Source organism: Pseudomonas sp. Irchel s3f19 (assembly GCF_900187555.1).
Classification (GTDB): Bacteria; Pseudomonadota; Gammaproteobacteria; order Pseudomonadales; family Pseudomonadaceae; genus Aquipseudomonas; species Aquipseudomonas capeferrum.
The window spans coordinates 108,682-119,229 of sequence record NZ_FYDW01000016.1 but is presented as its reverse complement, the minus strand read 5'-3'; the positions used below and the strand labels follow the sequence as shown (position 1 = coordinate 119,229).

7 protein-coding genes and 1 tRNA gene are annotated in these 10,548 nt (G+C 65.9%); 7 read left to right on the top strand and 1 reads right to left on the bottom strand.

The window, feature by feature from the left end; genetic code table 11:
* The first annotated feature begins 311 nt into the window (after nt 1-311).
* The 7 genes from fdnG (at nt 312) to CKW22_RS24870 (ending at nt 9,507) form a co-directional block, all read left to right on the top strand.
* Complete coding sequence (fdnG, locus tag CKW22_RS24900) at nt 312-3,380, top strand: formate dehydrogenase-N subunit alpha (protein WP_143500805.1); 3,069 nt, start codon at nt 312-314, stop codon at nt 3,378-3,380.
* On the top strand, nt 3,380-4,330 hold the full coding sequence (gene fdxH, locus CKW22_RS24895) for a formate dehydrogenase subunit beta (protein ID WP_095065409.1): 951 nt from the start codon (nt 3,380-3,382) through the stop codon (nt 4,328-4,330). Before fdnG ends, fdxH begins: the two co-directional genes overlap by 1 nt.
* Nucleotides 4,327-4,983, top strand: coding sequence for a formate dehydrogenase subunit gamma (locus CKW22_RS24890; RefSeq protein WP_033703473.1), 657 nt, complete (start codon nt 4,327-4,329; stop codon nt 4,981-4,983). The genes fdxH and CKW22_RS24890 overlap by 4 nt, the downstream gene beginning before the upstream one ends.
* A gap of 4 nt (nt 4,984-4,987) precedes the next feature.
* On the top strand, nt 4,988-5,914 hold the full coding sequence (gene fdhE, locus CKW22_RS24885; protein ID WP_047583468.1) for a formate dehydrogenase accessory protein FdhE: 927 nt from the start codon (nt 4,988-4,990) through the stop codon (nt 5,912-5,914).
* Between the two features lie 144 nt (nt 5,915-6,058).
* The gene (selA, locus tag CKW22_RS24880) at nt 6,059-7,486 is read left to right on the top strand and encodes an L-seryl-tRNA(Sec) selenium transferase (protein WP_095065407.1); all 1,428 of its coding nucleotides are present in this window, start codon (nt 6,059-6,061) and stop codon (nt 7,484-7,486) included.
* Nucleotides 7,483-9,405 (top strand): selenocysteine-specific translation elongation factor, encoded by a 1,923-nt coding sequence (gene selB, locus CKW22_RS24875; RefSeq protein WP_095065413.1) that lies wholly within the window; start codon nt 7,483-7,485, stop codon nt 9,403-9,405. The genes selA and selB overlap by 4 nt, the downstream gene beginning before the upstream one ends.
* Nucleotides 9,406-9,411: 6 nt before the next feature.
* Nucleotides 9,412-9,507: transfer RNA gene (locus CKW22_RS24870), tRNA-Sec, on the top strand.
* Nucleotides 9,508-9,509: 2 nt separating this feature from the next.
* Here the strand turns inward: CKW22_RS24870 and CKW22_RS24865 are convergent.
* A complete protein-coding gene (locus tag CKW22_RS24865; protein WP_050506191.1) occupies nt 9,510-10,529 on the bottom strand; it encodes an asparaginase in 1,020 nt (339 codons plus the stop codon).
* Between the last annotated feature and the right edge of the window lie 19 nt (nt 10,530-10,548).

Below are 10,548 nucleotides of genomic sequence, written 5' to 3'. Positions count from 1 at the left end.
AAACAAGGCGGTCGCGCGCAAATGGCACAGGCCTCACTGGCCCGAAACAGATGTGGGAGCGGCGGTGCGGCGATCCGACTTGCCCCGCGAAGCGCCGCGCGGGCGGCGCTCGATCTCACAGGCGCTGGGGATGCTATGGCGAGCACCTGTCAGCCCCCACACCGATCCCCAACACCTCCCCTGACCCACGTCATCGCACCTTCCCAATTCTTGACTAGTCTTACCCCTTGGCGGCCGTCAAAACCGTCACCGTGACTACCAAAAGGCGCCGGCCATGTTCCGTGCGCCCACCACCTGATCAGGAGTGCACGATGGACCTCAACCGTCGGCAATTCTTCAAGGTCGCCGCCGTCGGCCTTGGAGGCTCTAGCCTGGCGGCGTTGGGCATGGCCCCGACGCCGGCCTTCGCCGAGCAGGTACGCCACTTCAAGCTGGCGCACACCATCGAAACCCGCAACACCTGCCCTTACTGCTCGGTCGGCTGCGGCCTGATCATGTACAGCCAGGGCGATGCGGGCAAAAACGTCAAACAGAACATCATCCACATCGAAGGCGACGCCGACCACCCGGTCAACCGCGGCACGCTGTGCCCCAAAGGCGCAGGCCTTCTGGACTTTATCCACAGCCCGAGCCGCCTGCAGTACCCCGAAGTGCGCAAGGCGGGCAGCAAGGAATGGGTGCGGGTGGAGTGGGACGAGGCGCTCGACCGCATCGCCCACTTGATGAAGCAGGACCGCGACGCCAACTTCATCGAGAAAAACGCCCAGGGGCAAACCGTCAACCGCTGGCTCACCACCGGTTTTCTCGCTGCCTCCGCCGCCTCCAGCGAGGCTGGCTACCTGACCCACAAGGTCGTCCGCGCAACAGGCATGCTGGGGTTCGATAACCAAGCACGTGTCTGACATGGCCCGACGGTGGCAAGTCTTGCCCCGACGTACGGCCGTGGCGCCATGACCAACCACTGGTCCGATATCGCCAACGCGAATCTGGTCCTGGTGATGGGTGGCAACGCAGCAGAAGCGCACCCGTGCGGCTTCAAGTGGGTGACCGAGGCCAAAGCGCACAACAAGGCGCGGCTGATCGTGGTCGACCCGCGGTTTACTCGTACCGCCTCGGTGGCGGACTACTACGCACCGATTCGCACCGGCAGCGACATCGCCTTCATGGGCGGGCTGATCAACTACCTGCTGAGCACCGACAAGATCCAGCACGAATACGTGCGCAACTACACCGACGTGTCGTTCATCGTCAAAGAAAGCTATGGCTTCGAGGACGGGCTGTTCAGCGGCTACGACCCCGCCAAGCGCGTGTATGCCGACAAGTCCGGCTGGGGCTACGAGCTGGGTGAGGACGGCTTTGCCAAAGTCGACCCAACCCTGCAACACCCGCGTTGCGTGTTCCAGTTGATGAAGCAGCACTACAGCCGCTACACCCCGGAACTGGCCAGCATGACCTGTGGCATGCCGCAGGACGCCATGATGAAGATCTGGGAAGAGATCGCCACCTGCTCGGCACCGGGCAAGACCATGACGATTCTCTATGCGCTGGGCTGGACGCAGCATTCGATCGGCGCGCAGATCATCCGCAGTGCGGCCATGGTCCAGTTGCTGCTGGGTAACGTCGGCATGCCGGGCGGCGGGGTCAACGCCCTACGCGGGCACTCCAACATCCAGGGCCTGACCGACCTCGGCCTGCTGTCCAACTCGCTGCCGGGCTACCTGACCCTGGCCGGCGATGCCGAACAGGACTACGCCGCGTTCATCGACAAACGCGCCTCCAAGCCGCTGCGCCCGGGGCAGCTGTCGTACTGGCAGAACTACGGCAAGTTCCACGTCAGCCTGATGAAGGCCTGGTATGGCGCCAATGCCACGGCAGAAAACAACTGGGGCTACGACTGGCTGCCCAAGCTCGACGTGCCGGCCTACGACGTGCTGCGCATGTTCGAGATGATGAGCCAGGGCAAGGTCAACGGTTACATCTGCCAGGGCTTCAACCCGATCGCCGCGCTGCCGGACAAGAACCGCGTCACCGCAGCGCTGGCCAAGCTCAAATGGCTGGTGATCATGGACCCGCTGGCCACCGAAACCTCCGAGTTCTGGCGCAACGCCGGGCCGTTCAACGACGTCGACACGGCCAACATCCAGACCGAAGTGATCCGCCTGCCCACCACCTGTTTTGCCGAAGAGGACGGCTCGCTGGTCAACAGCAGCCGCTGGCTGCAGTGGCACTGGAAGGGCGCCGACGGCCCAGGCCAGACCCGCACCGACGTGCACATCATGAGTGAACTGTTCCTGCGCCTGCGCCAACGCTACCAGGCCGAGGGCGGCGCCTACCCCGATGCCCTGATGAACATCAGCTGGCCGTACAAGATCCCTGAAGAGCCGTCCCCGGAGGAGCTGGCCAAGGAAATGAACGGCTGGGCCGTGACCGACGTCACCGACCCGACCGGCGCCGTGCTCAAGGGCGGGCAACAGTTGTCGGGCTTCGGCCAGCTCAAGGACGACGGCAGCACGGCGTCGGGCTGCTGGATTTTCGCCGGCTGCTGGACCGAGCAAGGCAACCAGATGGCCCGCCGTGACAACAGCGACCCGTATGGCATGCACCAGGTTCAGAACTGGGCCTGGGCCTGGCCGGCCAACCGCCGCATCCTCTACAACCGTGCCTCCAGCGACCCGCAAGGCAAGCCATGGGACCCAGAGAAGAAGCGCCTGGTGTGGTGGAACGGCAAGGCCTGGACCGGTACCGACGTGCCCGACTTCAAGGTCGACTCGCCACCGGAAGCCGGGATGAACCCGTTCATCATGAACCCCGAGGGCGTGGCGCGCTTCTTCGCCATCGACAAGATGGCCGAAGGCCCGTTCCCCGAGCACTATGAGCCGTTTGAAACACCGATCGGCATCAACCCGCTGCACCCGCAGAACAAGAAGGCCACCAGCAACCCGGCCGGGCGGATCTTCGATTCGGTGTGGGACACCCTCGGCACCCATGATGAATTCCCCTTCGCGGCGACCACGTACCGGCTGACCGAGCACTTCCACTTCTGGAGCAAGCATTGCCGGCTCAACGCCATCGCCCAGCCCGAGCAGTTCGTCGAGATTGGCGAGGTGCTGGCGAACGAGAAAGGCATCAAGGCGGGTGACCGGGTGCGGGTGTCGAGCAAGCGCGGCCATATCGATGCGGTGGCGGTGGTGACCAAGCGGATTCGCCCGCTGCAGGTCAACAACCAGACCGTGCACCAGATCGGCATCCCGTTGCACTGGGGCTTCACCGGGGCGACCCGGCACGGCTACCTGACCAACACCCTGGTGCCGTTCCTGGGTGATGGCAATACCCAGACGCCGGAGTCCAAGTCGTTCCTCGTCAAAGTGGAGAAACTCTGATGGCCAGCCAAGACATCATCGCCCGCTCGGCCACCACCACCGTACCGCCGTCGGTACGCCAGCAGCAGGAAGTCGCCAAGCTGATCGACACCACCAAGTGCATCGGCTGCAAGGCCTGCCAGGTGGCGTGCTCGGAGTGGAACGAACTGCGTGACGAGGTCGGCTACAACCACGGCACCTACGACAACCCCCAGGACCTCACCGCCGAGACCTGGACCCTGATGCGCTTTACCGAGCACGAGCGCGACGACGGCAACCTGGAGTGGCTGATCCGCAAGGACGGCTGCATGCATTGCGCCGAACCAGGCTGCCTGAAGGCGTGCCCGAGCCCGGGGGCAATCATCAAGCACGCCAACGGCATCGTCGACTTCAACCAGGACCACTGCATCGGCTGCGGTTACTGCATCACCGGCTGCCCGTTCAATATCCCGCGCATCTCGCAGAAGGACCACAAGGCGTACAAATGCACCCTGTGTTCCGACCGCGTGACCGTGGGCCTGGAGCCGGCCTGCGTGAAAACCTGCCCGACCGGGGCGATCGTGTTCGGCACCAAGGACGAGATGAAGGTGCATGCCGCCGAGCGTATCGTCGACCTCAAGTCGCGCGGCTACGACAACGCCGGGCTGTATGACCCGGACGGCGTCGGCGGCACCCACGTGATGTACGTGCTGCACCATGCCGATACGCCCAAGTTGTACGCCGGCCTGCCGGACCAACCGGTGATCAGCCCGCTGGTGGGCTTGTGGAAGGGCTTCACCAAACCGCTGGCGCTACTGGCCATGGGCGCGGCGGTGCTGGCCGGGTTCTTCCACTATGTGCGGGTCGGCCCGCAGCGGGTCGAAGAGGACGAACACCCCACACCGCCCGATGACAGCGTGCACCAGGTGGACCCGGCAGTGCATGTCTACGATCCGAAGCAGCCCGGTGGGCAAGGGGAGCAGCGGCCATGAACGACAACAAACCCATCCTGCGCTACAACGCCAACGAACGGACCAACCACTGGATCGTCGCCATCCTGTTCTTCCTGGCCGGGCTTTCCGGGTTGGCGCTGTTCCACCCGGCGCTGTTCTGGCTCAGCCACCTGTTCGGCGGCGGGCCCTGGACACGCATCCTGCACCCGTTCATGGGCGTGGCGATGTTCGTGTTCTTCCTTGGCCTGGTGGTGCGCTTCTGGCGCGCCAATTTCATCACCGCCAACGACCGCCTGTGGCTGCGCCGCATTGACCGGGTGATGGTCAACCGGGAAGACGGCGTGCCGCCTATTGGCAAGTACAACGCAGGGCAGAAGCTGCTGTTCTGGACGCTGCTGGTGTGCATGCTGGTGCTGTTGATCAGCGGTGTGGTGATCTGGCGCGCGTATTTCAGCCATTACTTCGATATTGGCGCGATACGCGTAGCGTCGCTTGCCCATGCACTGGCAGGCTTCGTGCTGATCCTCAGCATCATCGTGCACATCTACGCCGGTATCTGGATCAAAGGCTCGATCGGCGCCATGCTGCATGGCTGGGTCAGCCGCGCCTGGGCGCGCAAACACCATCAGTTGTGGTACCGCGAAGTGACTGGCGACAAGACGCCGGGCGATCACGGACGTAAAGAAGGATGAGCGTGTGAGCACGATACTCGAACCCGGGCAGATCGAAGCGTCGGCGGTGGCGCCGCCGTTCATTCATCTGCCGCCCAAGGACTTGTTCGCCCAGCGTGCCGAGCGGCTGGAGCAGTTGGCAGTGGGTAATGCCCTTGGCGATTACCTGCGCCTGATCGCCTGGCTGTGCCGCTTCCAGCAGCAGCTTGTGGATAACCCGCCCAGTGGTTTACCGGTGGCCGAAGCGCGTCAGCGCCTGTGCATAAGCCATGGGCTGCCGCCCCTTGCAGCCGACAGCCTGGTGCGCGAAGGGCCGTGGCTGGCGTGGATGCAGGCGTTGATCGAGCACTTTGACGAAGAGGCCAGCGGCCCGTTGGCTGTGGCGTTGCAGGCACTGCGCGACAGTGACGACAGCCAGCGCAAGGGGTGGGGCATCGCCTTGCTGGCTGGGCAGTTCGACGCCGTGCCGGCAGCGTTGGTGCCGTTTCTCGGCGCCGCGCTACAAGCCGCGTGGTTCAGCTGGCTGCTGGCGCTGCCGGCCGCCGAGCTCAAGCCCTCTGGCAGCCAGGCCCAGTGCCCGGCCTGCGGCTCGCCGGCGATGGCCGGGGTGGTGCGCAACCGTGGCAAGCACAACGGCCTGCGTTACCTGGCGTGTTCGTTGTGTGCCTGCGAGTGGCATGTGGTGCGGGTCAAGTGCGTGTACTGCGAGTCGAGCAAGGGCCTGCGCTATACCAGCCTGGAGGATGATCGCCACGCGCCGGGCAAGGCGCCACTACGGGCCGAGTGCTGCCCGGGGTGCAACAGCTACCTGAAGCAGAGTTACCTGGAAAACGATGCGGCGGCCGAGCCGTTGGCCGATGACTTGGCCAGCCTGGCACTGGATATGCGCTTGGATGAGGAAGGCTTTCATCGCCTGGCACCGAACCTGATGTTGGCGCCGGGTGGTGGCTGAGTGTCTACACTGCAAGTTCGAGTCGCCCTTTTCGCGGGGCAAGCCCGCTCCCACAGGTACTGCGCTTTTTCCGAAAACTGTGGGGGCGGGCTTGCCCCGCGAAAGGGCCAGAACAGACAACGGACCAGCTCAAGGTAGTACCTGATGTCTTCAAGCCTCGCCGATAACGCCCCACGCCTGCCTTCCATCGACACCCTCCTGCGCCACCCGGCCTGCCTCCCGCTGATCGACCGGCATGGCCGCGACGCCGTGTTGAATACGCTGCGCCAACTGCTCGACGACCTGCGCGAACCCACCCGCCAAGGCCAACTCAGCACCGCCGAACTGGCCGCAGACGTGCTGTTGGGCCGCACCGGCGAGCGCCTGGCCACCCAGCAACGTAGCCAGGTCCGCCGCGTGTTCAACCTCACTGGCACCGTGCTGCACACCAACCTCGGCCGCGCCTTGTTGCCGGAAGAAGCCATCGAAGCCATGCAGACCGCCGCCCGCTACCCGCTCAACCTGGAGTTCGACCTGGTCACCGGCAAGCGCGGTGACCGCGACGACCTGATCGAAGGGCTGATCCGCGAGCTGACCGGCGCCGAAGCCGTCACCGTGGTCAACAACAACGCCGCCGCCGTGCTGCTGGCGCTGAACAGCCTGGGCGCGCGCAAGGAGGGCATCATCTCCCGGGGCGAGCTGATCGAGATCGGCGGTGCCTTCCGCATCCCCGACATCATGGCCCGCGCCGGCGTGCGCCTGCACGAAGTCGGCACCACCAACCGCACCCATGCCCGCGACTACGAAGGCGCGATCAACCCGCGTACCGGCCTGCTGATGCGCGTGCACTGCAGCAACTACAGCATCCAGGGCTTCACCACTCAGGTGCCCACCGCCGAACTCGCGCACATTGCCCACCAACATGACCTGCCCCTGCTCGAAGACCTGGGCAGTGGCAGCCTGCTCGATATGACTCGCTGGGGCCTGCCCGCCGAACCGACCGTGCGCCAGGCCCTGGCCGACGGCGCCGATATCGTCACCTTCAGCGGCGACAAGCTGCTGGGCGGCCCGCAGGCCGGGATCATCGTCGGGCGCAAGGCGCTGATCGCCAAGATCAAGAAAAACCCCCTCAAACGCGCGCTGCGCGTCGACAAGATCACCCTCGCCGCGCTTGAGGCGGTGCTGGCGCTGTACCGCAACCCCGACCGGCTGGCCGAGCGCCTGCCCAGCCTGCGCCTGCTGACCCGCAGCCAGGCCGAAATCCAGGCCCAGGCCGAGCGCCTGGCACCGGAACTCAAGGCCCGCCTCGACGCACAGTGGGCCGTCAGCGTGGAGCCAGCATTGGGCATGATCGGCAGTGGCAGCCAGCCGGTTGCACGCCTGCCCAGCGCCGCGCTGTGCCTGCGCCCGCGGGTGTCGAAGAAGCTGCGCGGGCGTAGCCTGCATGTGTTGGAGCGGGCCTTGCGCAACCTTCCGGTACCGGTGCTCGGGCGCATCGACGACGATGCACTGTGGCTCGACCTGCGCCAGCTGGACGACGAAGCCCAGTGGTTGGCGCAACTGCCGGCCCTGCAGTTGGGGCCGGTGCAGTGATCGTTGGCACCGCCGGCCATATCGACCACGGCAAGACCGCGCTGCTGCAGGCCCTGACCGGGCAGGCGGGTGACCATCGCCAGGAAGAGCGCGAGCGCGGCATGACCATCGATCTCGGCTACCGCTATGCAGCCCTGGCCGAAGGTGCGCCGCTGACCGGCTTCATCGACGTGCCCGGCCACGAGCGTTTTATCCACAACATGCTCGCCGGTGCCCACGGCATCGACCTGGTGTTGCTGGTGGTGGCCGCGGACGACGGCGTCATGCCGCAGACCCGCGAGCACCTGGCGATCATTCAATTGCTGGGCATCCCCCAGGCACTGGTGGCGGTCAGCAAGTGCGACCGGGTAGCGCCCGCGCGGGTGGCGGAGGTGCAAGCGCAGGTTGCCGCGCTGCTGGCGCCGGGGCCGTATGCGGGCGCGCCGCAATTTGCCCTTTCCAGCGTCACGGGCGAGGGGGTAGCGGCGTTGCGCCAGGCGCTGCTGCAGGCTCAAGGGCGCGTGCGGCAGCGCAGTGTGCGCGGTGGTTTTCGCCTGGCCATCGACCGTGCCTTCGCCGTCTCCGGTGCCGGCGTGGTGGTCACCGGCACGGCATTGGCCGGCCAGGTCCGTGCCGGCGATACCTTGCTGTTGGGCAAAGCGGGCAAACCCGTGCGCGTGCGTGGCCTGCATGCGCAGAGCCAAGCGGCGCTGGTGGCCGAAGCGGGCCAGCGGGTGGCGTTGAACATCGCGGCCGAGCGGCTGGCGGTCGAGCAGGTACACCGGGGTGACTGGCTGGTGCCCGAGTGGCTGCATGCGCCCAGTGTCCGGGTGGATATCGAGCTCACGCTGCTTGCCGGCGAGCCCCGCCCGTTCGAGCATTTCAGCGCCGTGCACGTCCACTTGGGCACCCAGGATGTGACTGCCCGCGTGGCATTGCTCGAAGGCGAAGTACTGCAGGCAGGCCAGCGCATGTTTGCCCAGTTGCTACTCAACGCGCCGCTGCAGGCTGTGCATGGCGATCGGCTGGTGCTGCGCGATCAGCGCGCCCAGCGCACGCTAGGGGGCGGGTGGGTACTCGACCCGTTTGCGCCCAGCCGGCAGCGTCGCAGCGAGCCCCGGCTGCGCCAGTTGCAGGTGCTGCGTGATACCGAGGATCTGGAGCAGGCGTTACCGGCCTTGCTTGCCACCGCTGCCGGAGGGCTTGACCCGCAGCGGCTGGAGCGGCAGTTCAACCGCCTGCGGGCCAGCTGGCAGTTGCCGGCGGAGGTGCAGGTGATTGCCACGCGCCAGGGGCAGTTGTTGTTTGCCGATGCCCAGTGGTGCGCCCTCAAGCAGCAACTGCTGGCGCAGCTGGCGCTGTTTCACCAGCAGGAGCCCGACCAGCTCGGCCCGGACCGCGACCGCTTGCGACGCTTTGCGGCCTTGCCGCTGGAGCGCCCGGCGTTTGTGAGCATGCTGGATGAACTGCTCGATGAGGGGCAGGTTTCCAGCAGCGGGCCTTGGTTGCATCTGCCCGATCACAAGGTGCAGTTGAGCGAGGCCGACAACGCATTGTGGGCAAGGCTGGAGCCATGTTTGCTGAAGGGGCAATTCGACCCACCGTGGGTCAGGGCCTTGGCCAATGAAGCGGGCTGCGCCGAAGCGGATGTACGCCTGCTGTTGCGCAAGCTGGCAAGGCTCGGGCTGGTGCACCAGGTGGTACGCGACCTGTTCTACCCGGCGGCGACGATCCAGCGCATGGCCGCGTTGCTGCTTGGCCAGGCGAATGAAGCGCCGATAGTGCAGGTGGCGGCGTTTCGCGATATGTTGGGCATCGGTCGCAAACGCAGTGTCCAGATTCTGGAATATTTCGACCGCATCGGCCTGACCCGCAGGGTGGCCGACCAGCGTTACATCCGCGCCGACAGCGCCCTGGCCCAGCAGCAGGCCAGGCACTGAGTTCAAGGAAGGCAATCGCGCCCGGTGGCGCGGCCGGGCTTCAAACCCGGTTGGGGACGGCAGCCGTTCCCGGGCAGGTTCGACTCCCGCTGCCTTCCGCCACTTTATTCTGACTGTTCGGGGCTCTTCGCGGAGCAACCCCTCTCGCCGCACAGATCCAGCGCAAACCACTGCTCTGCCGCTGCAGCATCCAGCCCCGCCCCCAGCAGCGCAAACATCTTGCCCAACGCCGCTTCACGGGTCATGCCGCCGCCGCTTACCAGGCCTGCGCCACGCAGGCGGTTGCCCGCCGCATAGGTATCGAACACCACCGACCCTTCCGGGCACTGGCTTATCGCAACCAGCATCACACCCCGCTGACGGGCCGCCTGCAGCGCATCAAGCAAGGCTTGGTCATCCGATGGCCCCGTGCCGCTGCCATAGCACTCCAGCAACAGCCCCTGCACGCCGCTGTCGAGCAGCGCCCGCAAATGCCCGGCCTGCAAGCCAGGAAACACCGGCATCAGCGCCAGGTTGACCGGCTGACGTGGGTGCTTGTAGCCAAGCTCGGCAGGCAGGGCAGTGGCACGCTCACCGTCGCGATGACGCGGCAGCGCGGCAAAGGCATCAAAGGCCTCGCTGCGCAGCTTCGACGCCCGGCAGCCATGCAGCAACTGGCCGTGGAAGTACAGCTGCACGCCCTCTTCAAGGCCTTGCTCGCACTGGCGCAGCGCGCCGCACAGGTTGTCCCAGGCATCACTGCCCGGCACGCCGGCTGGCAGCATCGAGCCGGTCAGCAATACCGGCACCGGCAAGCCAAGCAGCAGGAACGACAACGCCGCCGCGCTGTAGGCCAGGGTGTCGGTGCCATGCAGCACCAGCACGCCATCGTGGCCGGCAACGTCCACCGCTTCGACGATGGCATCGCGCATGGCCAGCCAGTTTTGCTGCTGCATGTTGGCGCTGTCGAGCAGCGGGTTCATTTCCTGCAATGTCCACTGCAGCTGGGGGGCATCGGCCATTTGCGCGAAGTGCTCGCGCATCCGCGCATCGAAGCCGCCCGCTGGCGCCAGGCCTTCAGGGGTTTCGAGCATGCCGATGGTGCCGCCGGTGTACAGGACGAGAAGATTCTTTACTGCGCGCATGGAGAACATCCGTAGCGGT